Source organism: Streptomyces sp. SM18, assembly GCF_002910775.2.
In the GTDB taxonomy this organism is placed as follows: Bacteria; Actinomycetota; Actinomycetes; order Streptomycetales; family Streptomycetaceae; genus Streptomyces; species Streptomyces halstedii.
This window is the reverse complement of record NZ_CP029342.1, coordinates 3,637,213-3,662,969: the sequence shown is the minus strand read 5'-3', so window position 1 is coordinate 3,662,969 and position 25,757 is coordinate 3,637,213. Positions and strand designations below refer to the sequence as shown.

Genomic DNA, 25,757 nt, shown 5'->3' with positions numbered 1-25,757 from the left:
CCGCGGGAGCACCGGCGAAGGAGGACGCGAAGGTGAGCAGACGCTCCGGCATCCTCGAATTCGCGGTGCTCGGCCTGCTCCGGGAGTCCCCGATGCACGGGTACGAGCTGCGCAAACGCCTCAACACCTCGTTGGGGATCTTCCGCGCGTTCAGCTACGGCACGCTCTATCCCTGCCTCAAGACGCTGGTCGCCAACGGCTGGTTGATCGAGGAGACCGGGAGCGATCCGGCTGCCCCGCCCGCCACGGTCCGTGGGGTCGCCCCCACGTCCTCGCTGACGGGGCGTCGCGCCAAGATCGTCTACCGGCTGACGGCAGAAGGTAAGGAGCACTTCGAGGAGTTGCTGTCGCACACCGGCCCCGACGCCTGGGAGGACGAGCACTTCGCGGCTCGTTTCGCCTTCTTCGGGCAGACGGAGCGCGACGTGCGGATGCGCGTGCTCGAAGGCCGGCGCAGCAGGCTGGAGGAGCGCCTCGAGAAGATGCGCGCCTCGCTGGCCCGCACCCGGGAACGGCTCGATGACTACACGCTTGAACTGCAGCGGCACGGCATGGAGTCCGTGGAGCGCGAAGTGCGCTGGCTGAACGAGCTCATCGAGAGCGAGCGATCGGGACGGGATCAGCGCCGATCCTCGCCCGAGGGCTCCACTCAGCACGACACATCAGGAGAGACGGGCGGCCTGCCCCGGCACCGGGACAACACCCGGCCGGATCCGTCCGACGACACCAAGTGACACCCCCTCAGAACCGCACGGCTTCGTCGGGGACCACAGAGAACACACAGGGAGCAATCGGCATGGGTTCGGTTCGCGTAGCCATCGTCGGCGTGGGCAACTGCGCCGCCTCGCTGGTGCAGGGCGTCGAGTACTACAAGGACGCCGATCCGGCCGGCAAGGTGCCCGGCCTGATGCACGTCCAGTTCGGCGACTACCACGTGCGGGACGTCGAGTTCGTCGCCGCCTTCGACGTCGACGCGAAGAAGGTCGGCCTCGACCTGGCGGACGCCATCGGCGCCAGCGAGAACAACACCATCAAGATCGCCGACGTGCCCAGCACCGGCGTGACCGTCCAGCGTGGCCACACCCACGACGGCCTGGGCAAGTACTACCGCGAGACGATCGAGGAGTCCGCCGAGGCGCCGGTCGACGTCGTCCAGATCCTCAAGAACAAGCAGGTCGACGTCCTCGTCTGCTACCTGCCCGTCGGTTCCGAGGTGGCTGCGAAGTTCTACGCGCAGTGCGCCATCGACGCCAAGGTCGCGTTCGTCAACGCCCTCCCGGTGTTCATCGCCGGCACCAAGGAGTGGGCGGACAAGTTCACCGAGGCCGGTGTCCCGATCGTCGGTGACGACATCAAGTCCCAGGTGGGCGCGACCATCACGCACCGCGTGATGGCGAAGCTCTTCGAGGACCGGGGCGTCATCCTCGACCGCACGATGCAGCTGAACGTCGGCGGGAACATGGACTTCAAGAACATGCTCGAGCGTGAGCGTCTGGAGTCCAAGAAGATCTCGAAGACCCAGGCCGTCACCTCGCAGATCCGCGACCGTGAACTGGGCGCGGACAACGTCCACATCGGCCCCTCGGACTACGTGGCCTGGCTGGACGACCGCAAGTGGGCGTACGTGCGCCTTGAGGGCCGTGCCTTCGGTGACGTTCCGCTGAACCTGGAGTACAAGCTGGAGGTCTGGGACTCCCCGAACTCCGCCGGTGTCATCATCGACGCCGTGCGCGCCGCGAAGATCGCCAAGGACCGCGGCATCGGTGGTCCCATCCTCTCCGCGAGCTCGTACTTCATGAAGTCCCCGCCGGTCCAGTACTTCGACGACGAGGCCCGCGAGAACGTCGAGAAGTTCATCAACGGCGACGCCGAGCGCTGATTCCAGCGGTGCGGGCTTCCGCCGCACCCGGATCGGGATGAGGAGCGGCGGCACTCCGCCCGCTCGACGTGCGAGGGGTCCCCGGGCAGTCCGACCGCCCGGGGACCCCTCGCGTGTGTGACCCTTGCCCACATGCCTGTCGTGCGTGATCTGGGTGTCCTCCTACGCCTGAGGAACTTCCGTCGTCTCCTGGCCGTACGGCTTCTCTCCCAGTCGGCCGACGGCGTCTACCAAGTCGCCCTCGCCACGTACGTGGTCTTCTCTCCCGAGAACCAGACGACACCCGGCGCCATCGCCTCGGCCATGGCGGTCCTGCTGCTTCCGTACTCACTCGTCGGCCCGTTCGCGGGCGTCCTGCTGGACCGCTGGCCACGCCGTCAGGTCTTCCTGTACGGCAACCTGCTGCGCGCCGTACTCGCGTGCTGTACCGCCCTGTTGCTCCTGAGCTCCGTTCCGGACTGGGCGTTCTACGTCTCGGCCCTCTGCGTGACGGCCGTCAACCGCTTCGTCCTGGCGGGGCTGTCCGCCGCCCTCCCCCGCGTGGTGGACGCCGACCGGCTCGTGGTGGCCAACTCCCTCTCCCCTACGGCCGGCACCCTGGCCGCCACCCTGGGCGGGGGACTGGCCCTGGCCATCCGGCTGCTGACGGACGGGTCCGACGCCGCGGTGGTCCTGCTGGGCGCCGGGCTCTATCTCCTCTCGGCGCTCGCCTCCATGACGCTGCCCCGCACCCTCCTGGGTCCGGATCAAGACCAGCCGCACGTCCGGATGGTGGAGGCTCTCGCCACCACCGCGCGCGGTCTCGTCGCCGGCTTCCATCACCTCGCGGAGCGCAGGGACGCCGCTCGCGTCCTCGCCGCGATGACGGTGATGCGGTTCTGCTACGGGGCCCTGACCGTGATGCTGCTGATGCTGTGCCGGTACGCCTGGGCGGACACCGAGTCCGACGGTCTCGCCCTGCTCGGCCTGGCACTCGGCTTCTCCGCGGCGGGCTACTTCGTGGCCGCCACGATGACTCCCTGGGCCGTCGGACGCTTCGGCCGGTACGGCTGGATGGCGGTATGCGCGGGCGTGGCCGCTGTCCTGGAACCCGCGCTGGGACTGCCCTTCGCACCCGCTCCGATGCTGGTGGCCGCATTCGTCCTCGGCCTGGTCACCCAAGGGGCGAAGATCGCGACCGACACCGAGGTACAGACGTCCGTCGACGACGCCTTCCGCGGCAGGGTCTTCTCGCTGTACGATGTGCTGTTCAACGTCGCCTTCGTCGCGGCTGCCGGAGTGGCGGCCCTGGCGCTTCCCGCCGATGGACGGTCGGTCACCGTGGTGGTCACCGTGGCGCTGCTCTATGCCGCCGTGTCGGCGGCGATGGCGCACCGGCTTCGCGCCGTCACAGCCTCGCGAAGCTCCCGCCTCAAGGAGTGAGGGCCGTTGTTTCACGTGAAACAACGGCCCCGTACGGCCACTGTGCCGGCCGGCCGGGCGGCGGGGCCCCGGATGCGCACCGTGCCGGGCGGCCCGGTGGCGCGTGTTTCACGTGAAACATGCGCCACCGGACTCAGTTCTGCTGGGCCCACCACTCCTTGAGCGCCGCGATCGCCGCGTCACGTTCCATGGGTCCGTTCTCCAGCCGCAGCTCCAGGAGGAAGGAGTACGCCTTGCCGATCATGGGGCCAGGACCCACCCCCAGGATCTGCATGATCTCGTTGCCGTCCAGGTCCGGGCGGATCGCGTCCAGTTCCTCCTGGTCCTTCAGCTGCGCGATGCGCTCCTCAAGGCCGTCGTAGGTACGCGACAGGGCATTCGCCTTGCGCTTGTTCCGTGTCGTGCAGTCCGAGCGTGTCAGCTTGTGCAGCCGGTCCAGCAGCGGTCCCGCGTCCCGCACATACCGGCGCACCGCGGAGTCGGTCCACTCCCCGTCCCCGTAGCCGTGGAAGCGCAGGTGCAGCTCCACGAGCTTCGAGACGTCCTTGACCATGTCGTTGGAGTACTTGAGCTCCGCCATCCGCTTCCTGGTCATCTTGGCCCCCACCACCTCGTGGTGATGGAACGAGACCCGGCCGTCCTTCTCGAAGCGCCGTGTCTTCGGCTTACCGATGTCGTGGAGCAGAGCGGCGAGCCGCAGCACGAGGTCCGGGCCCTCCTCCTCCAGATCGATCGCCTGCTCCAGCACGGTCAGCGAGTGCTCGTAGACGTCCTTGTGGCGGTGATGCTCGTCACGTTCCAGCCGGAGCGCGGGGAGTTCGGGCAGCACGCGGTCGGCCAGCCCGGTGTCCACGAGCAGACCCAGGCCCTTACGGGGGTGGGCCGAGAGCAGCAGCTTGTTCAGCTCCTCCCGGACACGCTCGGCGGAAACGATCTCGATACGTCCGGCCATGTCCGTCATCGCCGCGAGAACGTCGGGCGCCACCTCGAAGTCGAGCTGCGCCGCGAAGCGGGCGGCCCGCAGCATGCGCAGCGGGTCGTCGGAGAAGGATTCCTCGGGTGTGCCCGGAGTGCGCAGCACCCGCGCGGCCAGGTCCTCCAGGCCGCCGTGGGGGTCGATGAACTCCTTCTGCGGAAGAGCGACGGCCATGGCGTTGACCGTGAAGTCGCGGCGTACCAGGTCCTCCTCGATGGAGTCCCCGTAGGCCACCTCCGGCTTCCGCGAGGTCCGGTCGTACGACTCCGACCGATAGGTCGTGATCTCGATCTGGTAGCCGTCCTTCTGCGAGCCGACGGTGCCGAACGCGATCCCGACCTCCCACACCGCGTCGGCCCACGGCCGCACGATCTTGAGCACGTCGTCCGGGCGGGCGTCGGTCGTGAAGTCCAGGTCGTTGCCGAGCCTGCCGAGCAACGCGTCCCGGACCGACCCTCCGACCAGGGCGAGACCGAAGCCGGCCTCCTCGAACCGGCGGGCGAGGTCGTCGGCGACCGGGGACACCCGCAGCAGTTCGCTGACCGCGCGGTGCTGCACCTGGCTGAGTGCATTGAGGTTGTCTTCATTGGCGTTCGGCACAACAGAAAAGGGTACGTGCACCGGCCGACCCGGACCGCATCGTTTCCGGGCCCCGGGTCCTTGTCCCGATCATGGGACACGGTCCGCGGCACTCAGCCCTCGGCCGCATCGTTACCATGCGTGGACGCAGAGACCGGCAGGGACCGACACCAGCCGACGACGACGAGGGACGGGTACGCGTGGCCGAGGCGGCAGACTCTCAGGGGACGACTACCTCCCCTGCCCGCCGGTGGCTCCGGCGCACGGCCACCTTGCTCGTCGGGGCGCCCCTCCTGGCGGGACTGCTGACGGGCCCGGCGGCCCTCCCGGCGCAGGCCGTCACGGACAAGACCCCCAGCGGCTCACGAACGGTCGCCGTGTCCTTGGACACGCTGTCCCCGAGCGCGCCGACCGACGGCGACACCCTGACGGTCTCGGGCACGCTGACCAACAAGGGCAAGAAGACGGTCACCGACGCCGAGGTCGATCTGCTCGTCGGCCCGAGGCTGTCCGGCCGGACAGCGGTCGACGACAGCGCCGCGCGCACCGGCTATCTGCCCGGCACCGACCCCGCCCCGCTCGGCGACCCGTACACGCTGAAGGTCCCCGAGCTCGCCTCCGGGGTGAGCCAGGACTTCACCCTCGCGGTCCCGGTGGACAAGCTGGGGCTGGACGAGGAGGGCGTCTACCAGCTCGGGGTGTCCCTCACCGGGCAGACCTCCGACGCCCGCTACGACCAGGTGCTGGGCATCCAGCGGACCTTCCTGCCGTGGCAGCCCGAGGACACCGGGAGCAAGACCAAGCTGACCTTCCTCTGGCCGCTGATCGCTTCCGCGCACGTCACCGCGGAGACGGGCTCGGACGAGCAGCAGACCCCGGTCTTCGCCGACGACGATCTCGCCCTCGAACTCGCTCCCGGTGGCCGGCTGGAGCAGATGGTCTCGCTCGGCAGCGGGCTCCCCGCGACATGGGTGATCGATCCGGACCTGCTGGCCTCCGTCGACGCGATGACGAAGAACTACCGCGTCAAGACCGGTGACACCACGGTCGCCGGGACCAACCAGGCCATCGCCAAGCAGTGGCTCACCTCGCTGCAGTCGGCGGTCAAGGACGCCACCGTGGTGGCGCTGCCCTTCGCCGACCCGGATCTCGCGTCCATCGCCCACCGCGGCAAGAACGTCTCGGGCACGCTCAGCCACCTGCAGACGGCGACCGAGGTGGCGGGCACGACGGTGGAGACGATCCTCCATGTGAAGCCGTCCACGGACTTCGCCTGGCCGGTCGACGGCGCGATCGATCCGTCCGTCGTCGACGTGGCCACCTCCGCCGGAGCGCACAAGGTGATCGCCAGGAGCGACAGCCTCGAAGAGTCCGGCGGCCTGTCCTACACCCCGACCGCGGCGCGGCCCGTCGGAGGCGGCACCACGGCGGTCGTCGCCGACCACCGTCTCTCCACCGCCTTCCAGGGCGACATGGCCAAGGCGGGCAGTTCGACGCTGGCCGTGCAGAAGTTCCTCGCCCAGACGCTCGCTCTGACCGAGCAGGCTCCCGACAAGGAGCGCAGTATCCTCGTCGCCCCGCAACGGACGCCCACGGCGGCCCAGGCGCAGACGATGGCGCGAGCCCTGCAGGCCCTCAAGGACGAGCGCTGGACGCAGCCCCTGGACCTGGTGGCGGCGGCCGAGGAGAAGCCCGACGCCCGCGCCACCACCAAGGTGCCCAAGGCCTCCGCGTACCCGAAGAAGCTCCGCGGCCAGGAACTGCCCACCCAGGCGTTCCAGGACATCCGCACGACGCAGGACTCGCTCAACAGCTTCCAGGTCATCCTCACCCAGCCCGACCGGGTGGTGACCCCGTTCGGGAACGCCGTCAACCGCGCCGTGTCCACGTCCTGGCGCGGCAGCCCGCTGGAAGCCCAGCGGTACCGTGACGCGGTCCGCACCTATCTGCAGAGCCTCACCAGCGAGGTGCAGCTCATCACCAAGTCCGACGTCACCCTGTCCGGACGCAGCGCGACCATCCCGGTCACCGTGCAGAACAAGCTCGTCCAGGGCATCGATCACCTCGTGCTCCGGCTGACGTCGAGCAACGCCACCCGCCTCAAGCTGAACGACGGTGGTGCGGTGGCCGAGCAGCCGGTCAGGATCGCGGGCGGGCACAGCCAGTCGGTGAAGTTCGACGCCTCCGCCAACGCCAACGGTCAGGCTCAGGTCACCGCGCGGCTCTTCACCCAGGACGGGACGCCCTACGGCGAGGAGATGTCCTTCACGGTCAAGGTCTCCGAGGTCACCCCGACCGTGCTCCTGGTGATCGCGGGCGGTCTGCTGCTGCTCGTCCTCGCGGGGATCAGGATGTACACCCAGCGCAAGCGCGCGGCGGCGGGCGACACGGCGGAGAACGACGGTGGGGAACCCGAGCAGCCGAGTGACCCGACACCGGACACCGGTCCGGAAAGCGGGAACCCGTCGGGGACGGGTGAGAAAGTGGACCCTTGAGCGATGTCGGTCGGGGCCGGTCGGCCGGGGACAATGAGGTGGGGTTTCGGATGAACGCGCCGTACGACGGTGACCGCGGCCAGGGCGCGGGCGGAGCTGGGTCGTCCAGCGGTCCGCCGGTGCCTCCGGGCTCCGGCCAGGGCGGAGGTGTGCCCGACCCGTACCTTCAGCACGCGTACGACCACGATCCGTACCGCTCCCAGGATCTCGTGGCACAGGACCCGGTCGCCGAGGCCCTCTACGACCGTGCCTCCCACCCGCCGCCTCCCCCCGGGACCTACCAGGAGCCGCAGGCGCTCTACCAGCAGCCTCCCGCGGCCCAGTACCCCCCGGACCCCCGCCTCTGGGCCCAGACACCGCCACCGGAGCCCGCAGGCCCCTCCCGGCACCTTCCGTACGGGGACGACGCGGCCACCCAGTACGTGGGAGTGGACGACCTGGTCACCCGGGCCTCCGACTCTCCCGCCGAACCGGATGCCTTCGCGCATCTCTTCCGCGACCAGGAGGCGTCGGGGCGGCCTCCCGCGCCACCGGTCGAGCCCGAGGCCGCTCCGGCTCCCACGCCGCCGAAGTCCGGCGGCCGCGCCTCCGGAATCCTGAAGTCGAGCGCGCTGATGGCGGCCGGCACCCTGGTGTCCCGGCTCACCGGGTTCGTCCGCAGCCTGGTGATCACCGCCGCTCTCGGCGCGGCGCTGCTCGGTGACAGCTTCACCATCGCCTACACCCTGCCGACGATGATCTACATCCTCACCGTGGGCGGCGGACTCAACTCGGTCTTCGTCCCCCAGCTCGTCCGGTCCATGAAGGACGACGCGGACGGCGGCGAGGCCTACGCCAACCGGCTGCTCACGCTGGTGATGGTCACGCTCGGCGCGATCGTGGCGCTGGCCGTCTTCGCCTCCCCGTGGCTCATCCACATGATGTCGCCGACCATCGCGAACGACGCGGCCGCCAACAGCGTGGCCGTCACCTTCGCCCGCTACTGCCTGCCGACGATCTTCTTCATGGGCGTCCACGTGGTGATGGGGCAGATCCTCAACGCCCGCGGCCGGTTCGGCGCGATGATGTGGACCCCGGTCCTCAACAACATCGTCATGATCGTCACGTTCGGACTCTTCATCTGGGTCTACGGCTCGTCGGCGGAGTCCCGGATGGGCGTCGAGACCATCCCGCCGGAAGGTGTCCGCCTGCTCGGCATCGGCACCCTGCTCGGCCTGGTGGTCCAGGCCCTGGCCATGATCCCGTACCTCCGTGAGGCGGGGTTCCGCTTCCGCCCGCGCTTCGACTGGAAGGGCCACGGGCTCGGCAAGACGTTCAGGCTCGCCAAGTGGACGGTCCTCTTCGTCCTGGCGAACCAGGCCGGCGTCATCGTGGTCACCCAGCTGGCGACCTCCGCCGGCAAGCTCTCCGGCAAGGACGGCACGGGCTTCCTCGCGTACTCCAACGCCCAGCTGATCTGGGGCATGCCCCAGGCGATCATCACCGTCTCGGTCATGGCCGCCCTGCTGCCCCGCATCTCCCGCGCCGCGCACGACAACGACCCCGGCGCCGTCCGCGACGACATCTCGCAGGGGCTCCGGAACTCGGCGGTGGCGATCGTGCCGGTCGCGTTCACCTTCCTGGCACTCGGTCTGCCGATGTGCACCCTGCTCTACGCCTCCAGCGGCACCGAGGCGGCGCGGTCCATGGGCTTCATCCTCATGGCGTTCGGGCTCGGCCTCATCCCGTACTCCGTGCAGTACGTCGTGCTGCGTGGCTTCTACGCGTACGAGGACACCCGCACGCCCTTCTACAACACCGTCATCGTGGCAGCGGTCAACGCCGCCGTCTCCGCCCTGTTCTACGTCGTCCTTCCGGCCCGGTGGGCCGTCATCGGGATGGCCGCCGCCTACGGCCTGGCCTACGCGGTCGGCGTCGGGGTCGCCTGGCGCCGCCTGCGCAACCGTCTCGGCGGCGATCTCGACGGAGCCCGGGTGATCCGCACGTACGCCCGTCTCTGCCTCGCCGCGGTTCCGGCGGCGGTGATCGGCGGCGCCGTCGGCTTCGCCCTGCTGGAGGTGCTCGGCGAGGGTGCCGGCGGCTCGGTGGTGGCTCTGGTCTGCGGCAGCGTGGTCCTGCTGGGCGTCTTCTACGTCGCGGCGCGGAAGATGCGCATCGAGGAGCTCAACGGCATGGTCGGCATGGTCCGGGGACGGCTCGGACGCTGAAGTACCGACGCGTCGCACAACCATCGCCGGACGCCGCGTGTCGTGCATAGCGCCGGAGTGTGGGCACAATTGGCCTGTGCAGAGCTGGCTTGCATCGCGCAACGGATGGGGAGGCAGGAACGACGGTGGCGGAACGTAGCACGGCTGCCGTCGACGTGGCCGACAACAGCGGCGACAAGCCGCTGACCGCCAAGGCGGACGAGGCCACGGCCGACGGGACGGCAGAAGCCCAGGACACCAAGGGCGCAGACCCTGACGGCGAAGGCGGCGGGCGGACGAGCTCGGAGGCCGTCCCGGCGGCCCCCGACCTGCACAGCGGCCACAAGCTGGCCAGGCGCTACCGCCTCGAGGAGTGCGTCACCCGACTGGACGGATTCAGCAGCTGGCGGGCCGTCGACGAGAAGCTGCGCCGTGCTGTGGGCGTTCACCTGCTCCCCGCCGACCATCCGCGCGCCCGCTCGGTGCTGGCCGCCGCACGGTCCTCCGCCCTGCTGGGCGACCCCCGCTTCGTCCAGGTCCTGGACGCCGTGGAGGAGGACGATCTCGTCTACGTCGTCCACGAATGGCTCCCGGACGCCACCGAGCTCACCGCCCTGCTGGCCGCCGGACCGTTCGAGGCCCACGACGCGTACCAGCTCGTGAGCCAGATCTCCCAGGCGATGGCAGCCGCCCACCGGGAGGGCCTGTCACATCTGCGGCTCACACCGGGGGCCGTGCTGCGCAGCTCCACCGGGCAGTACCGCATCCGCGGCCTCGCGGTGAACGCCGCGCTGCGTGGGGTCACCGCCCAGCACCCGCTGCGGACGGACACCGAGGCCATCGGCGCCCTTCTGTACGCGGCGCTCACCCGCCGCTGGCCGTACGAGAGCGACGCCTACGGTCTCACCGGCCTCCCCAAGGACCTGGGGCTGATCCCGCCGGACCAGGTCAGGGCGGGCGTCCACCGGGGCCTCTCGGAGCTCGCCATGCGCGCGCTCGCCAACGACGGAGCGACTGCGTCACGGCAGGAACAGCCCTGCACGACACCCGACGAGCTGGCCAAGGCCGTCGCCGCCATGCCCCGCGTCCTGCCGCCCGAGCCCGTCTTCGCCGCGCCCCCCGAGTACCAGCGCACCACCTACCAGCAGGGCACCTACGGACGGCCTCCCGCCGGCCCCGCCGCCGCCACACAGCCCGTCATGCAGGCGCCCCCGCCGCCGCTGCAGAGTCGCACCGGCAAAGTGCTCAAGTGGGCGGTGTCCGCCCTTCTCATCGCGGCGCTCGGACTGGGCAGCTGGCAGCTGGCGGAGACCGTGCTGGACCACGGCAAGGACGCCACCGAGCCGACCACCACGCAGAACACCGAGGACGACAACGACGACCACAAGGACGTCGAGCCCAGCAAGCCCGTCGCCATCGCCGGAGCGCAGGACTACGACCCGTTGGGTGACGGCTCCGAGAAGCCGGACTCGATCAAGAACCTCTATGACGGGGACGCCACGTCCTACTGGCCCACCGACGGCTACTACACCGCGGACTTCGGCAGGCTGAAGGAAGGCGTCGGTGTCGTCCTCGACCTCGGCAAGGTCCAGCGCGTGGGCAAGGTCGACGTCTCGTTCCTCGGCGGCGACACCTCGGTCGAGCTGAGGGCGACGGACAGCTCCTCGATCCCCCAGCTGCCGGGCGGCTTCACCAAGGTCGCCCACGGGTCGGGAACGAAGGTCTCCCTCACACCCGACAAGCCGGTGCAGGCGCGCTATCTTCTGGTCTGGCTGACCAAGGTGCCGTACAGCAGCGATGACGGCAAATACCGCGGCAAGGTCTCGGACATCAAGATCACCAGCTGACGGCACCCGGGGGAGGGGGCTCACCGTTGGACGACGCCAGATTCGCCGACACCAGCGACCAGGAACTCCTGGACCAGCATGTCGCGGGCGAACCGGACGCCTTCGGTGAGCTCGTGCGCCGCCATCGTGACCGCCTCTGGGCCGTGGCCCTCCGCACGCTCGGAGACCGCGAGGAAGCGGCCGACGCTGTCCAGGACGCTCTCGTCTCCGCCTTCCGTGCCGCACACACCTTCCGTGGCCGTTCCGCCGTCACCACCTGGCTGCACCGGATCACCGTGAACGCGTGCCTGGACCGGGCCCGCAAGGCTGCCTCACGCAAGACCGCGCCCGTGGACGACGCCGAACGGCTCGATCAGCTCCTGGAGCCGCACGAGTCCGCCGAGGCCCCCGCCGAACGGCACGCTCTGCACCGTGAGCTGCTCGGGGCCCTGGCCACCCTCCCCGCCGAACAGCGAGCCGCTCTCGTCCTGGTGGACATGCAGGCCTATCCCGTCGCGGAAGCCGCCCGGATCCTCGATGTCCCGGTCGGCACGGTGAAGAGCCGCTGCGCACGAGGCCGGGCCAGACTGGTTCCCCTTCTCACCCATCTGCGGAACAGAGGAGAAGGGAGCGGAGACAGCACCATGGAGAGGAACCGGACGCGGGGAGCATCCGTCCCACCACCGTCGATACCACGAGACGCAGGCACCAGTGACCCTGCCGCGGTGAAGGGTGGAGGTGGTCACGCATGACATCCGCAGCTGACACAGCCGGCGCGACCCAGCACCCGGACGTCTCCGAGCTCTCCGACCTGGCCGAGGGTCTCGTACCCGCCCCGCGGGCCGCGGCGCTCCGGCGTCACATCGACACCTGCGCGGAGTGCGGCGACATCCACGCCTCGCTGGAAGAGATCCGGTCGCTCCTCGGAGACCTGCCTGCTGTTCCTCGCATGCCGGGAGAGATCGCCGAGCGCATCGATGCCGCTCTGGCTGCCGAGTCACGTCCCGCTCCCAAGCCATCCGTCGTCACAGACTCGGTTTCACGTGAAACACACCGACAGGCGATGGACGGCCCAGCGACCGCCCGTCCCGCAGGGCGGCCTGCGGCGGCCACCGGCCCTGGGCGAGGCCCGGCGCGACGCCGTCGCCGCACTCTGATACTCGGGACCGCGTTCGGTGCGGCGGTCGTCGGCGTGAGCGCCTTCTTGCTGCACTCTGCGCAGACGTCCGAGAACGCGGCGATGAAGGCCTCGGACCAAGCCTCCGGGACCAGGGCCGGCGCCCTCCACGACTTCGCCGACTCCACGCTGGAGGGCCAGGTCCGCACGCTCCTGGAGGAGGCGTCGGCCTCCCATGCCTCGGGCGCCGAGACGCCGGGCCTCGATAGGGGTGAGCCCTCCATGGCCACGAAGTCGTCTCCGCAGAACACGCTCCCCGACACCGGCATCTCAGGCAGTCCGCTGCTCGCCTCCGTCGTGGACGTGCCACCGTGCGTCCAGCAGGGCACCGGGCGCGAGGCACCCGCCCTGGCGTTGGAAAAGGGCGTCTACGAGGGCACGCCCGCCTTCCTGGTGGTGCTGCCTCATGTGACCGACCCGAGCCGCGTACAGGCCTATGTCGTCGACGCCGCCTGCACCGGGGCCACACCGGCTCCCAAGGCCCACCTCCTCCTCTCCCACGCCTACGCACGTTCCTGAGGGCCGCACAAGAAGCCGGTACGGCACTTCGGGAATGTGTGCCCCGTAGGATCCGTTGGGTGGGGTGAGAGTCGTGTACAGCCCCCAGTAGGCAGTAGGCAGTCCGCAGAGACGAGGAAGAAACCCGTGAGCGACGTCCGCAATGTGATCATCATCGGCTCCGGGCCGGCCGGTTACACCGCCGCCCTGTATACCGCTCGCGCGTCGCTGAAGCCGCTGGTCTTCGAGGGCGCCGTCACCGCCGGCGGTGCGCTGATGAACACCACCGACGTGGAGAACTTCCCGGGCTTCCAGGACGGCATCCTGGGTCCTGAGCTCATGGACAACATGCGCGCCCAGGCCGAGCGCTTCGGCGCCGAGCTGATCCCCGACGACGTGGTGTCCGTGGACCTCACCGGCGACGTGAAGACCGTCACGGACACCGCGGGCACCGTGCACCGCGCCAAGGCAGTGATCGTCACCACCGGTTCCCAGCACCGCAAGCTGGGCCTGCCGAACGAGGACGCGCTGTCCGGACGCGGTGTGTCCTGGTGCGCCACATGTGACGGCTTCTTCTTCAAGGACCAGGACATCGCGGTGGTCGGTGGCGGCGACACGGCCATGGAAGAGGCGACGTTCCTCTCCAGGTTCGCCAAGTCCGTCACGATCGTCCACCGCCGTGACTCCCTGCGTGCCTCCAAGGCCATGCAGGAGCGTGCCTTCGCCGACCCGAAAATCACGTTCGCCTGGAACAGCGAGGTCGCCACGGTGCACGGCGACCAGAAGCTCTCCGGCCTCACCCTGCGCAACACCACGAGCGGTGAGACCTCTGAGCTGCCGGTGACCGGTCTGTTCATCGCCGTCGGCCATGACCCGCGCACGGAGCTCTTCAAGGGCCAGCTGGAGCTCGACGACGAGGGCTACCTCAAGGTCGAGGCTCCCTCGACCCGGACCAATCTCAAGGGTGTCTTCGGCGCGGGCGACGTCGTCGACCACACGTACCGGCAGGCCATCACCGCTGCCGGCACCGGCTGCTCCGCCGCTCTCGACGCAGAGCGCTTCCTGGCCGCGCTCACCGACGAAGAGCCCGCCGAGCCGGAGAAGACGCCCGCAGCCTGAAGCCTCTCCTCACCCACACCCCACGAAGTTAAGGAGGACGCCGTGGCCGGCGCCCTGAAGAACGTAACCGACGACTCCTTTGACGAGGATGTCCTGAAGAGCAAGAAGCCCGTTCTGGTGGACTTCTGGGCTGCCTGGTGCGGCCCGTGCCGCCAGATCGCTCCCTCTCTGGAGGCCATCGCCGCTGAGCACGGCGATCAGATCGAGATCGTCAAGCTCAACATCGACGAGAACCCGGCCATCGCCGCCAAGTACGGCGTGATGTCCATCCCCACCCTCAACGTCTACCAGGGCGGCGAGGTCGCCAAGACCATCGTCGGCGCCAAGCCGAAGGCCGCGATCCTTCGCGACCTTGAGCCCTTCATCGTCACCGAGTAGAAGCTACGGGAACGATGTTTCACGTGAAACGGGTCCGCCCTTCGGGGCGGACCCGTTCTGCGTACCCATCCACCTTCAGCGGCAGCGGGCCCTCTTGCGCAGGGCCCCTCGCCGGGCCGGGTCAGAGCGGTCTCAGCGCGGGTTCCTTCTGAACGGCTCCCAGCAGTCTGTCCAGCGCCAGTTCGACGTCTTCCTTCCAGGACAGCGTCGTCCTCAGCTCCAGCCTCAACCGCGGGTACGCCGGATGAGGGCGGACCGTCTTGAAGCCGACCGCCAGCAGATGTTCTGCGGGTAGCACACAGGCGGGCTCCTTCCATCGGGCGTCGCCGAAGGCCTCGACTGCCCGGAAGTTCCGTCGCAGCAGGTCCTTGGCCACCGTCTGCACCATCACGCGGCCCAGCCCCTGTCCTCGGAATCCCGGAAGGATCAGCGCGGTCATCAGCTGGACGGCGTCGGGGGAGACCGGGCTGGTGGGAAACGCCGTGGACCGCGGCACATAGGCGGGTGGCGCGTAGAGCACGAAGCCGGCGGCGACATCGTCCACATAGACGACGCGCCCGCAGGAGCCCCACTCCAACAGCACGGCCGAGATCCAGGACTCCTTCTCCGCCGCCGGCCGACCGGCCTTTACCGCGGCTTCCCCGCTGACCGGATCAAGCTCCCAGAAGACGCACGAGCGGCAACGCCGGGGAAGGTCCGACAGGTTGTCCAAGGTGAGCGGTACAAGCCGACGCCCCATGTAGGCGGTTCCTCGCTTCCTTCGCCCGCCGCGTCACGCGCGGCCGCCAGCGCATTCCGTTCTCGGAACAGACTGCCGACGAAGCCTCCGACAGCCCCAATCCCCAACCCAACTGTCATCAGGTGGCTGCGATGCACTGATCGCACGGCCCCCGCCTCCTCTGAGGTGGATCACGGTGGTGGATACGGCATACCAGGACGCATCGTATCCACCCAGACGTGATGCGGATACCGAGAGAAAGCAAAGGGCGGGCCGTGCTCCAGGGTTCCCCGGAGTACAGCCCGCCCGTCCACTCGGGCTGATCAGCCCTCGTCCTCGCCGGTCTCTTCCTCTTCGGCGCTCCGCTCCAGGATGCGCCCCTCACCCGGGGCGAGACTGCCGAGAATACGGTCCAAGTCCTCCATCGAAGCGAACTCGACGACGATCTTGCCCTTCTTCTGCCCGAGGTCGACCTTCACCCGCGTCTCGAACCGGTCCGAGAGCCGGGAGGCCAGGTCCGTCAGCGCCGGCGAAACACGGCCTCCTGCCCGGGGGCCTCGCGGCTTCGCGGCACCGGCGAGCTCGGAGCCACGAAGGTTCACGATCTCCTCGACCGCCCGCACGGAGAGGCCCTCCGCCACGATGCGGTGCGCCAGCTGGTCCTGCTCCTCGGAGTCGTCCAAGGACAGCAGGGCCCGTGCGTGTCCGGCCGAGAGCACCCCGGCGGCAACCCTGCGCTGCACCGGCGGGGAGAGCCGAAGCAGCCGAAGCGTGTTGGACACCTGCGGGCGGGACCGGCCGATGCGATCCGCCAGCTGGTCATGCGTGCAGTTGAAGTCCTTGAGCAGCTGGTCGTACGCCGCAGCCTCTTCCAGAGGGTTCAACTGCGCCCGGTGCAGGTTTTCCAGGAGCGCGTCGAGAAGCAGCTTCTCGTCGTCGGTCGCACGGACGATCGCCGGGATGTCCTCCAGCCCGGCTTCACCGCAGGCGCGCCAGCGCCGCTCACCCATGATGAGCTCATAGCGGTCGTCGGCCGTCTTCCGCACGACCACCGGCTGAAGAAGCCCGACCTCCTTGATGGAGGTGACCAGCTCGGCGAGAGCGTCCTGGTCGAAGACCACACGAGGCTGCTTCGGGTTCGGCGTGATCTGATCGAGCGGGATCTCGGCGAAGTATGCCCCGGCCGAGTCGGCCCCTCCCACGACACTCTCCAGACCCGCAGGAGCGCTCGGCTCGGGGACGGTCCGGCCCGGTGCCAGTCCCGTCACCTTGGCCGCGGCCACTCCCCGCTCCGCGGACCGGACCGTGCTCGCCCCAGCGGCGCCCACACCGGCTCCAGGAGCTGCCATCTGCTTCTCCTGGGGAGCTGCCGGGATCAGCGCGCCGAGCCCACGCCCCAGCCCTCTACGACGCTCACTCACTGCATGCCCTCCGAATTGCTCTGCTGGTGGTTCTGAACGCCCGTCTGGGCATGCTGAGCCTCGTAGTGGATCCCGACACCCCTCAGGGCGATCTCGCGGGCCGCCTCAAGGTACGAGAGAGACCCGCTGGAGCCAGGATCATAGGTCAGGACGGTCTGCCCGTAACTCGGAGCCTCCGAGATACGCACCGAGCGGGGAATGCTCGTCCGCAGCACCTCCTTGCCGAAGTGACTGCGCACCTCCTCCGCCACCTGCGAGGCGAGCCTCGTGCGGCCGTCGTACATGGTGAGCAGGATCGTCGACACATGAAGGTCCGGGTTCAGGTGCCCCCGCACAAGGTCGACATTGCGCAGCAGCTGGCCGAGGCCCTCCAGGGCGTAGTACTCGCACTGGATCGGGATGAGCACCTCGGCGCCCGCCACCATCGCGTTGACCGTCAGCAGGCCGAGCGAGGGCGGACAGTCGATGAGGATGTAGTCCAGCGGCTGGTCGTACGCCTGAATCGCGCGCTGCAGCCGGCTCTCCCGCGCCACCAGGGACACCAACTCGATCTCCGCACCGGCGAGATCGATGGTGGCCGGGGCGCAGAAGAGGCCTTCGACGTCCGGGACCGGCTGAACCACCTCGGAGAGAGGCATGCTCTCCACCAGGACGTCATAGATGGACGGGACTTCCGCGTGGTGGTCGATCCCCAGAGCGGTGGAAGCGTTCCCCTGCGGGTCGAGGTCCACCACCAGGACGCGCGCACCGTGCAGCGCGAGGGAGGCCGCAAGGTTGACCGTCGAGGTCGTCTTGCCCACTCCGCCCTTCTGGTTGGCGACCACCATGACGCGGGTACGGTCGGGGCGGGGCAGGCCCTCGCCGGCGCGGCCGAGGGCCTCGACAGCCAGCTGGGCCGCCCGACCGATGGGTGTGTCGTCCATCGGCGGCGGTGTTTCACGTGAAACACCGTCCCCAGAGGACTCGGTACGGGGACCGGGGACCGGATCGGTCATCGGCCCCGCGGTGTCGGCGTCGGACCGCAAGGATTCACTCTCCTCGACTTCAGGCTCGCAATGAATAGAGCCTGCCATGCTTTCGGGGCGGCGAACCAGCGAGGCCGACTCTTCTGTGGATGAATCCGCGTCTGTGGACAACTCCGTAGCCCGTACGGGCTTGCGGTCGCGCGGTACGGCAGCCGCACGACCGCGACCGATAATTCCCTGCAGCAGAGAGCGACGTTTCACGTGAAACACGATGCCTCTGCCGCCGAGCCGCACGGTTTCGACACTCCGCAAGGAGTGCATATCGCCGCTTTCACGGAGCATCAACCAGAACAATCACAAAAGGGGCATCGAATAAAGCCCCCGTGGCAGCGGTCGCCGTCTTCAGCGCCGCCGACGCACGCGGCCGGCCCGCGCGGCCTTGGCCCGCTTCGCAGCGAACCGCACACCGCCCGGGCTCTCTCCGACCACGACCCGCACCACCGTGGACGCCGGCTCGACGACCCCTTCACCGACGTGCAGCACCTCGGTCTCCACCACTCCGAGCTTGCTCAGAGCGGCCCGTGCCCCCTGGATCTCCTCCTCGGCCGTGCCACCCTTCAGCGCCAGCATCTCCCCGTAGGGCCGCAGCAGGGGAACGCCCCACCCCGCGAGCCGGTCGAGCGGAGCCACGGCGCGCGCCGTCACCACGTGGACGGGCGGAAGTGTCCCAAGCACCTCCTCGGCCCGGCCGCGCACCACCGTCACATGGTCCAGGCCCAGCAGCTCGACGACCTCCTGAAGGAAGTTCGTCCGCCGCAGCAAGGGCTCAAGCAGGGTGATCTTCAGGTCGGGGCGCACCAGCGCCAGGGGGATGCCCGGCAGCCCGGCCCCCGACCCCACATCGCAGACGGTGACGCCTTCGGGTACGGCTTCGGAGAGCACCGCGCAGTTCAGCAGGTGGCGTCCCCACAGCCGCGGCACCTCACGAGGACCGATCAGGCCCCGCTTCACCCCGGCGTCCGCGAGGAGCTCCGCGTACCGGACAGCCTCCGGGAAGAACTCCCCGAAGACCGTCCGCGCCTCCTCGGGCGCCTCGGGGAGCTCTGCTTCCTCCGTCACGGGGACCGTCCTTCCATACCGCACTAGCGCACTGTGGGTGGTGACAAACAGGCTGACAAAGATCGGCCCCGCCTGCGAACAGACGGGGCCGAGCGTACAAGGATCCGGTCAGGCCGGAAGCACGACGACGAAGCGCTGCGGCTCCTCGCCCTCGGACTCACTGCGCAGGCCCGCCGCGGCGACCGCGTCGTGGACGACCTTGCGCTCGAACGGCGTCATCGGCTCCAGCTTCACGGGCTCGCCCGAGCTCTTGACCTCGTCCGCGGCCTTGGCGCCCAGTGCGGCGAGCACTTCACGCTTCTTGGCGCGGAAGCCGGCGATGTCCAGCATGAGGCGGCTGCGGTCACCGGTCTCACGGTGAACGGCCAGGCGCGTCAGCTCCTGAAGGGCCTCCAGCACCTCGCCGTCACGCCCCACAAGCTTCTGCAGGTCGCGCGCCGAGTCGCTGATGATCGAAACAGCGGCCCTGTCCGCCTCCACATCCATGTCGATGTCGCCGTCCAGGTCGGCGATGTCGAGCAGACCCTCGAGGTAGTCGGCCGCGATCTCCCCTTCCTGTTCGAGGCGGGTCAGGGTGTCGCTGCCCTCAGCGGCTGTGGTGGTGGTGGCTTCCGTCACGGATGGACTCCTTCTTACTTCTTGGACGGGTGCTTGGGCCGCTGCGGGCCCTTGCGCTGTCCGGACTTGGCTTGCCGTGAGGAGCCGGACGCGGCGGACTTGCCCGCCGACTTCGGCTTGTCGTCCTGGGGTGCGTCCTGCTTCGTCAGCGAGGTCTTGGAGCCGGTTCCGGGCTCTTCCGACTCCTTGGCCGCCCCGGTCTGGGCAACGGCCGTCTGGCGCTTCGCCTTGGTCTGACGCTTGGGCTGCTGCCGCTTCGGCGCGGTGCCGCCCTCGGCCTCGGCGAGGGCCGTCTCGCTCTTCTCCACCGTGCCGTCCTCCTGGGCGGCGAGGCCCAGCTTGCCGAGACCGGTGATGAACTTCCGCTCCAGGTCGTTGCGGTCCGGGCCCTTGGCCACGATCCGCTTGACGGTGTTGCGCCGCGTCCTGCCCCGCACTTCGCCGTGTGCCGTCACGCTCTTCAGCAGCCGGTTCAGGTACTGCTCCTGCGCCTTGCTGCCCGGGGTCGGGTTCTGGTTGATCACGTACATCTGCTGACCCATGGTCCAGACGTTGGTGGTCAGCCAGTAGACGAGGACACCGACGGGGAAGTTGATACCCATGACCGCGAAGATCAGGGGGAAGACGTACATCAGCATCTTCTGCTGCTGCATGTACGGGGTCTTGACCGTCAGGTCGACGTTCTTGGTCATCAGCTGGCGCTGGGTGAAGAACTGCGACGCCGACATCATCACGATCATGATCGCGGTGATGACACGGACGTCGGTCAGGGAGGCGCCGAGCGCCGCGACCTTGTCCTGGCTGTCCATGAACTTCGCGGCCAGCGGAGCGCCGAAGATGTGTGCCTGCCGGGCGCTGTCGAGCAGCGGCTGGTCGATGACACCGATCGTCTTGCCCGAGGCGATGGCCGAGAGCACGTGGTACAGGGCGAAGAAGAACGGCGACTGCGCCAGGATGGGAAGGCACGAGGAGAGCGGGTTGGTCCCGGTCTCCTTGTACAGCTTCATCATCTCTTCGGACTGACGCTGCTTGTCGCTCTTGTAGCGCTCCTGGATCGCCTTCATCTTCGGCTGGAGCACCTGCATGTTGCGGGTCGACTTGATCTGCTTCACGAAGAGCGGGATCAGGCAGATCCGGATCAGGACCACCAGGGACACGATGGACAGGCCCCAGGCCCAGCCGGTGTCGTCACCGAAGATCCAACCGTAGAACTTGTGGAACTGGACGATGACCCACGAGACGGGCCAGGTGATAAAGCTGAACAGACTGGCAATCGTGTCCACTAATCAGGCTCCTTGAGCATTGGGCGAGGTCTCTGTGGCCGGGCTCGAGGAGTCGGACACCGACTCCCGGGCAGGCACAGCGGCGGCGGACTCCCCGCCCTTGCCGCGACCCACATGGCTGCGCAGCAGTTCGTGCCAACGCGGGCGTGTGCGTGGCGGTACGTGATCCACGCCGCCGGGTGACCACGGATTGCAACGCAGGATGCGCCATGCGGTCAGCGCCGTTCCTTTGATCGCACCGTGCCGGTCGATCGCCGTATATCCATAGTGGGAACACGACGGGTAGTAACGGCAGACAGGCCCGAGAAGCGGGCTGATCGTCCACTGATACAGCTTGATGAGAGCCAGCAGCGGGTACTTCATCGCGCGCCCCCTCCCAGCAGCCGCTCCAGAGCGGCGTCCAGGTCTCGGGCCAGCTGAGCGTGATCGGCGTCGCCCGACCCGGGCAACGCTCGTACGACAACAAGGCTACCGGGGGGCAGCTGAGCCAGCCGATCGCGCACCAGGTGGCGAAGCCTGCGCTTCACCGCGGTGCGGACGACCGCTCCGCCCACCGCCTTGCTGACGACGAAACCCGCACGCGGTGGGGGAAGACTCTCCCCCGGCGCGTGCGGGTCCGTGGCACCGCTGCGTAGATGTACGACGAGCGACGGGCGGCCGGCCCGACGTCCCCGGCGTACCGCGGTCGCGAAGTCCTCGCGCCGCCTCAGCCGATTCTCGGTAGGCAGCACGTCATGACCTGGCCGCGATCAGGCGGACAGGTTGGCGCGACCCTTGCCACGGCGGTTCGCAAGAATCGCGCGGCCGGCACGGGTACGCATACGCAGCCGGAAGCCGTGGGTCTTGGCGCGACGACGGTTGTTCGGCTGGAAGGTGCGCTTGCTCACTCGGGGGCTCCAGAAATGATTCGTGTGTTGGCGGGACATCGCCTGGCTGTCACCGTGCGCCCACGAGGAACTCGCGTAAACGCCTTAGTGCACCGCTTCACAATCACAGATCGTGATCTTTGCCCATCGGAGGCAGGCGGCAGCAGCCATCGACAACTCGACCTCGTCACGGTACGTGCGGCCACGCCGTTCGGTCAAACCAGCTCCGCGCCACCCCGTTCTGTACACAGCCTGTGGACAACGACTTGAACCGCGCGGGTCGGGCTGACTACCGTGGCTGAACTCCGGTTCCTTTCCTTCCCCCCTGCCGGGCCTCACCCGACCCGACCCATCCCGTCCCGAGAACCACATATTCGTGGGACATGCGAGAGAGCGTGCCTTGTGGCTGATGTACCCGCCGATCTTGCCGCAGTGTGGCCACGCGTGCTGGACCAACTCCTCGGGGAGGGCCAGCAGGGCATCGAACCGAAGGACAAGCAGTGGATCGAGCGCTGCCAGCCGCTCGCGCTGGTGGCGGACACCGCGCTGCTGGCCGTGCCCAACGAGTGGGGCAAGCGCGTCCTGGAGGGCCGGCTCGCACCGCTGATCAGCGAGACGCTCACCCGTGAGTGCGGCCGCCCGATCCGGATCGCGATCACGGTCGACGACTCCGCGAACGAGCCCCCCTCCCCGCCCGCGCCCCCCATGCACCAGCCGCACCAGCCCCAGGGGCCGCAGTCCCACCACTACCAGGGACCGCCGCCGCGGGACGAGCCGCCGCACGACGACGTGTACGACGGTTACGGGCACCGCCCGTCCGACGACGGCATGCCCACGGCGCGTCCCGCCTACCCGGACTACCAGCAGCGCCCCGGTGCCTGGCCGCGCGCCCAGGAGGACCTGTCCTGGCAGCCCCGGCACGGCGGATATCAGGACCGGGACCCGTACGGGAGCCCGCGCCCCCAGCAGCCGCAGCACGACTACCGGCCGCAGCCGCCCGAGCGCCAGGGCTACGAGCCGCAGCGCGACGGGCGCGACCGCCACGACATGCAGGAGCAGCAGCCCCCGCACCTCCAGGGCGGCCCCGGACGGGCGGGCGGGCCGCCCGGTTCGCAGTCCGCGCCGGCCCCGGGGACGAACGAACCCCATGCCCGGCTCAATCCGAAGTACCTCTTCGACACCTTCGTCATCGGCGCGTCCAACCGTTTCGCGCACGCCGCGGCCGTGGCGGTGGCCGAGGCCCCCGCGAAGGCGTACAACCCGCTGTTCATCTACGGGGAGTCGGGGCTCGGCAAGACGCACCTGCTGCACGCCATCGGGCACTACGCGCGCAGCCTCTACCCGGGCACCCGGGTGCGGTACGTGAGCTCGGAGGAGTTCACCAACGAGTTCATCAACTCGATCCGCGACGGCAAGGGCGACACCTTCCGCAAGCGGTACCGCGACGTGGACATCCTCCTGGTCGACGACATCCAGTTCCTGGCGAGCAAGGAGTCGACGCAGGAGGAGTTCTTCCACACCTTCAACACGCTGCACAACGCCAACAAGCAGATCGTGCTGTCCTCGGACCGGCCGCCGAAGCAGCTGGTGACCCTGGAGGACCGGCTGCGCAACCGCTTCGAGTGGGGCCTCACCACCGATGTGCAGCCGCCCGAGCTGGAGACGCGCATCGCGATCCTGCGGAAGAAGGCGGTGCAGGAGCAGCTCAACGCGCCGCCGGAGGTACTGGAGTTCATCGCCTCGCGGATCTCGCGCAACATCCGCGAGCTGGAGGGCGCCCTCATCCGCGTCACGGCGTTCGCGAGTCTCAACCGCCAGCCGGTGGATCTGGGACTGACCGAGATCGTGCTGAAGGACCTCATCCCGGGGGGCGAGGACACGGCGCCCGAGATCACCGCGCCGGCCATCATGGCGTCCACCGCCGACTACTTCGGGCTGACCGTGGAGGATCTCTGCGGATCCTCGCGCAGCCGTGTGCTGGTGACGGCCCGGCAGATCGCCATGTACCTGTGCCGGGAGCTGACCGATCTCTCCCTGCCCAAGATCGGCGCGCAGTTCGGCGGCCGCGACCACACGACCGTCATGCACGCCGACCGGAAGATCCGCGCGCTGATGGCCGAGCGCCGCTCCATCTACAACCAGGTCACCGAGCTGACCAACCGCATCAAGAACGGCTGACGGCAGCGCCGGACAGGCCGTACACCGCGCCGAGGGCGCCCCGCGAGGACCGAGTACAGAGGTCTCGCGGGGCGCCCTTCGCCGTCTCGGGCCCCGGTCCTGTTCGAATACCTGCCGCCACCTGCGTCTTCTCCACAGGAAAACGGCGAAACCCGCGTCCACAGCCTGGGGACCGGGAAGTTGTCCATATTGCGTCCACAGGGCGCTCTGCCGATACTCCATCAGGCCAGGTCATGTGCCTGGGGATTTGTGGTCAACAGTGATCCACAGCCTGTGGACAGACTCCGGCTCCACAGAGGCCCGCCTCGGTTGTCCACCGTCGGCCCACAGGCAAACCGCTGTTGTCCCCAGGTTTCCCCAGGTTCCCCACAGGCCTGTCCACTGTTCGGCAACCCGACACCCGCTTTCACCGTCGAGAGTGAAAGGCGTCACACCGGGACCGGCGATTGAGCTGTGGGGAACGTGGGTAAAGCTGGGGACAGCCCTGGGGAGAAGTACGCCCCGCCTGTGCATCGGGTGTGCAGAACTTTCGCGTGTCCACAGAGACGCCTAGTTGTCCACTGGTCCCACCCACAGGTGCGGTGGACAAAAAACCGCGACTGACCTGCGCAAACACCGTTATCCACGGTTTCCACAGGGCCTACTACTACTACCACTCAGAGTTAGCCAGGAATCCGCTTCGAAGTGGGGCCTGTGCACAACTCGGCCGTGGAGCGCCACGAGCCTCTTGTCGCGACTTGACCCCGAGCAGCGACGAGTGTCGGTGCCGTGCGTCAGACTGGACCCCGGTGGTCTCCCCGGCCCTTCGGCAGGGAGCCCCGTCAGACGACGAAGGCCAGCAGGGCGAGCGAGCAACAGCAGGAGGCGGTTCCGGTGAAGATCCGGGTGGAGCGCGATGTACTCGCGGAGGCGGTGGCCTGGGTGGCCCGCAGCCTCCCGGCCCGTCCGCCGGCGCCCGTTCTCGCGGGTCTTCTGCTGAAGGCCGAGGACGGAGCGCTCAGCTTCTCCAGCTTCGACTACGAGGTGTCGGCCCGGGTCTCGGTGGACGCCGAGATCGAGGAGGACGGCACGGTCCTGGTCTCCGGCCGGCTGCTCGCCGACATCTGCCGCGCCCTGCCCAACCGCCCGGTGGAGATCTCCACCGACGGGGTGCGGGCCACCGTGGTCTGCGGCTCCTCGCGGTTCACCCTCCACACCCTGCCCGTGGAGGAGTACCCGGCCCTGCCGACGATGCCGACGGCGACCGGCACCGTCCCCGGTGAGGTCTTCGCCTCCGCCGCCGCCCAGGTCGCCATCGCCGCGGGTCGCGACGACACCCTGCCGGTGCTCACGGGCGTCCGGATCGAGATCGAGGGCGACACGGTCACCCTCGCGTCGACCGACCGCTACCGCTTCGCGGTCCGTGAGTTCCTGTGGAAGCCGGAGAACGCGGACGCCTCGGCGGTCGCCCTGGTGCCCGCCAAGACTCTGCTGGACACCGCCAAGGCGCTCACCAGCGGTGACACGGTCACCCTGGCGCTCTCCGGATCGGGCGCGGGCGAAGGGCTCATCGGTTTCGAGGGCGCCGGACGCCGGACGACGACGCGGCTGCTCGAAGGCGACCTGCCGAAGTACCGCACGCTCTTCCCCACCGAGTTCAACTCGGTCGCGGTCATCGAGACGGCGCCGTTCGTCGAGGCCGTCAAGCGCGTGGCCCTCGTCGCCGAGCGGAACACCCCGGTGCGGCTGAGCTTCGAGCAGGGGGTGCTGATCCTGGAGGCCGGTTCCAGCGACGACGCACAGGCTGTGGAAAGGGTCGACGCCGTCCTGGAGGGCGACGACATCTCCATCGCCTTCAACCCGACCTTCCTGCTGGACGGGCTCAGCGCGATCGACTCCCCGGTCGCCCAGCTCTCCTTCACCACGTCGACCAAGCCCGCGCTGCTCAGCGGCCGCCCGGCCGTCGACGCCGAGGCGGACGACGCCTACAAGTACCTGATCATGCCGGTCCGCCTCTCCGGCTGACCCGGCGGTCGTTCCTGTCACGGCGGCCCCCGGCGGGCGTGTTCAGCGCT

The 25,757-nt window shown here is 68.9% G+C and carries 22 protein-coding genes; 12 read left to right on the top strand and 10 right to left on the bottom strand.

What is annotated here, in order from left to right; genetic code table 11:
* Positions 1 to 32: 32 nt before the first annotated feature.
* The 3 genes from B9S64_RS16345 to B9S64_RS16335 all read left to right on the top strand — a co-directional run bounded on the left by B9S64_RS16345 (position 33) and on the right by B9S64_RS16335 (position 3,301).
* A complete protein-coding gene (locus B9S64_RS16345; RefSeq protein ID WP_103488853.1) occupies positions 33 to 734 on the top strand; it encodes a PadR family transcriptional regulator in 702 nt (233 codons plus the stop codon).
* Between the two features lie 62 nt (positions 735 to 796).
* Positions 797 to 1,879 carry an inositol-3-phosphate synthase gene (locus tag B9S64_RS16340; RefSeq protein WP_103488854.1) on the top strand — a complete coding sequence of 361 codons (1,083 nt, stop codon included), beginning with the start codon at positions 797 to 799 and terminating at the stop codon, positions 1,877 to 1,879.
* A 132-nt stretch (positions 1,880 to 2,011) separates the two neighbouring features.
* A complete protein-coding gene (locus tag B9S64_RS16335; protein ID WP_103488855.1) occupies positions 2,012 to 3,301 on the top strand; it encodes an MFS transporter in 1,290 nt (429 codons plus the stop codon).
* 133 nt (positions 3,302 to 3,434) lie between these two features.
* Here the strand turns inward: B9S64_RS16335 and B9S64_RS16330 are convergent, their stop codons facing one another.
* Positions 3,435 to 4,877, bottom strand: coding sequence for a CCA tRNA nucleotidyltransferase (locus B9S64_RS16330; RefSeq protein WP_103488856.1), 1,443 nt, complete (start codon positions 4,875 to 4,877; stop codon positions 3,435 to 3,437).
* Between the two features lie 179 nt (positions 4,878 to 5,056).
* Between B9S64_RS16330 and B9S64_RS16325 the strand changes: the two genes are divergently transcribed.
* From B9S64_RS16325 to trxA, 7 genes are all read left to right on the top strand, one after another.
* Positions 5,057 to 7,351: a DUF6049 family protein gene (locus B9S64_RS16325; RefSeq protein ID WP_103488857.1), complete on the top strand. Its 2,295-nt coding sequence runs from the start codon at positions 5,057 to 5,059 to the stop codon at positions 7,349 to 7,351.
* A 50-nt stretch (positions 7,352 to 7,401) separates the two neighbouring features.
* Positions 7,402 to 9,558 (top strand): murein biosynthesis integral membrane protein MurJ, encoded by a 2,157-nt coding sequence (gene murJ, locus B9S64_RS16320; RefSeq protein ID WP_103488858.1) that lies wholly within the window; start codon positions 7,402 to 7,404, stop codon positions 9,556 to 9,558.
* Between the two features lie 125 nt (positions 9,559 to 9,683).
* Complete coding sequence (locus B9S64_RS16315; protein WP_103488859.1) at positions 9,684 to 11,384, top strand: protein kinase family protein; 1,701 nt, start codon at positions 9,684 to 9,686, stop codon at positions 11,382 to 11,384.
* Positions 11,385 to 11,410: 26 nt separating this feature from the next.
* Complete coding sequence (sigM, locus tag B9S64_RS16310; protein ID WP_103488860.1) at positions 11,411 to 12,115, top strand: RNA polymerase sigma factor SigM; 705 nt, start codon at positions 11,411 to 11,413, stop codon at positions 12,113 to 12,115.
* A 440-nt stretch (positions 12,116 to 12,555) separates the two neighbouring features.
* Positions 12,556 to 13,059 (top strand): hypothetical protein, encoded by a 504-nt coding sequence (locus B9S64_RS35055; RefSeq protein ID WP_258037687.1) that lies wholly within the window; start codon positions 12,556 to 12,558, stop codon positions 13,057 to 13,059.
* A gap of 126 nt (positions 13,060 to 13,185) precedes the next feature.
* Positions 13,186 to 14,157 (top strand): thioredoxin-disulfide reductase, encoded by a 972-nt coding sequence (trxB, locus tag B9S64_RS16300; RefSeq protein WP_103488862.1) that lies wholly within the window; start codon positions 13,186 to 13,188, stop codon positions 14,155 to 14,157.
* A 42-nt stretch (positions 14,158 to 14,199) separates the two neighbouring features.
* On the top strand, positions 14,200 to 14,535 hold the full coding sequence (gene trxA, locus B9S64_RS16295) for a thioredoxin (RefSeq protein ID WP_028441673.1): 336 nt from the start codon (positions 14,200 to 14,202) through the stop codon (positions 14,533 to 14,535).
* 121 nt (positions 14,536 to 14,656) lie between these two features.
* Here trxA and B9S64_RS16290 read toward each other — a convergent pair whose 3' ends face one another.
* The 9 genes from B9S64_RS16290 to rpmH form a co-directional block, all read right to left on the bottom strand.
* Positions 14,657 to 15,274, bottom strand: coding sequence for a GNAT family N-acetyltransferase (locus tag B9S64_RS16290; protein ID WP_030625998.1), 618 nt, complete (start codon positions 15,272 to 15,274; stop codon positions 14,657 to 14,659).
* Positions 15,275 to 15,576: 302 nt separating this feature from the next.
* Positions 15,577 to 16,674, bottom strand: coding sequence for a ParB/RepB/Spo0J family partition protein (locus B9S64_RS16285; protein WP_103488863.1), 1,098 nt, complete (start codon positions 16,672 to 16,674; stop codon positions 15,577 to 15,579).
* Positions 16,671 to 17,747, bottom strand: a complete 1,077-nt coding sequence (locus B9S64_RS16280) for a ParA family protein (protein WP_078552045.1) — start codon at positions 17,745 to 17,747, stop codon at positions 16,671 to 16,673. Before B9S64_RS16280 ends, B9S64_RS16285 begins: the two co-directional genes overlap by 4 nt.
* Positions 17,748 to 18,041: 294 nt before the next feature.
* A complete protein-coding gene (gene rsmG / locus B9S64_RS16275; RefSeq protein ID WP_028441669.1) occupies positions 18,042 to 18,758 on the bottom strand; it encodes a 16S rRNA (guanine(527)-N(7))-methyltransferase RsmG in 717 nt (238 codons plus the stop codon).
* 108 nt (positions 18,759 to 18,866) lie between these two features.
* Entirely contained in the window at positions 18,867 to 19,376 is a 510-nt protein-coding gene (locus B9S64_RS16270) for a R3H domain-containing nucleic acid-binding protein (protein WP_103488864.1), read from the bottom strand.
* Positions 19,377 to 19,390: 14 nt separating this feature from the next.
* Positions 19,391 to 20,659: a membrane protein insertase YidC gene (yidC, locus tag B9S64_RS16265; RefSeq protein WP_103488865.1), complete on the bottom strand. Its 1,269-nt coding sequence runs from the start codon at positions 20,657 to 20,659 to the stop codon at positions 19,391 to 19,393.
* Between the two features lie 3 nt (positions 20,660 to 20,662).
* On the bottom strand, positions 20,663 to 21,022 hold the full coding sequence (yidD, locus tag B9S64_RS16260; protein ID WP_103488866.1) for a membrane protein insertion efficiency factor YidD: 360 nt from the start codon (positions 21,020 to 21,022) through the stop codon (positions 20,663 to 20,665).
* On the bottom strand, positions 21,019 to 21,390 hold the full coding sequence (gene rnpA, locus B9S64_RS16255) for a ribonuclease P protein component (RefSeq protein ID WP_103488867.1): 372 nt from the start codon (positions 21,388 to 21,390) through the stop codon (positions 21,019 to 21,021). The genes yidD and rnpA overlap by 4 nt, the downstream gene beginning before the upstream one ends.
* A gap of 18 nt (positions 21,391 to 21,408) precedes the next feature.
* Positions 21,409 to 21,546, bottom strand: a complete 138-nt coding sequence (gene rpmH, locus B9S64_RS16250) for a 50S ribosomal protein L34 (protein WP_014047156.1) — start codon at positions 21,544 to 21,546, stop codon at positions 21,409 to 21,411.
* A 381-nt stretch (positions 21,547 to 21,927) separates the two neighbouring features.
* Between rpmH and dnaA the strand changes: the two genes are divergently transcribed.
* On the top strand, positions 21,928 to 23,703 hold the full coding sequence (gene dnaA, locus B9S64_RS16245) for a chromosomal replication initiator protein DnaA (RefSeq protein WP_103488868.1): 1,776 nt from the start codon (positions 21,928 to 21,930) through the stop codon (positions 23,701 to 23,703).
* 873 nt (positions 23,704 to 24,576) lie between these two features.
* Entirely contained in the window at positions 24,577 to 25,707 is a 1,131-nt protein-coding gene (gene dnaN / locus B9S64_RS16235) for a DNA polymerase III subunit beta (protein WP_028441665.1), read from the top strand.
* The last annotated feature ends 50 nt before the right edge of the window (positions 25,708 to 25,757 follow it).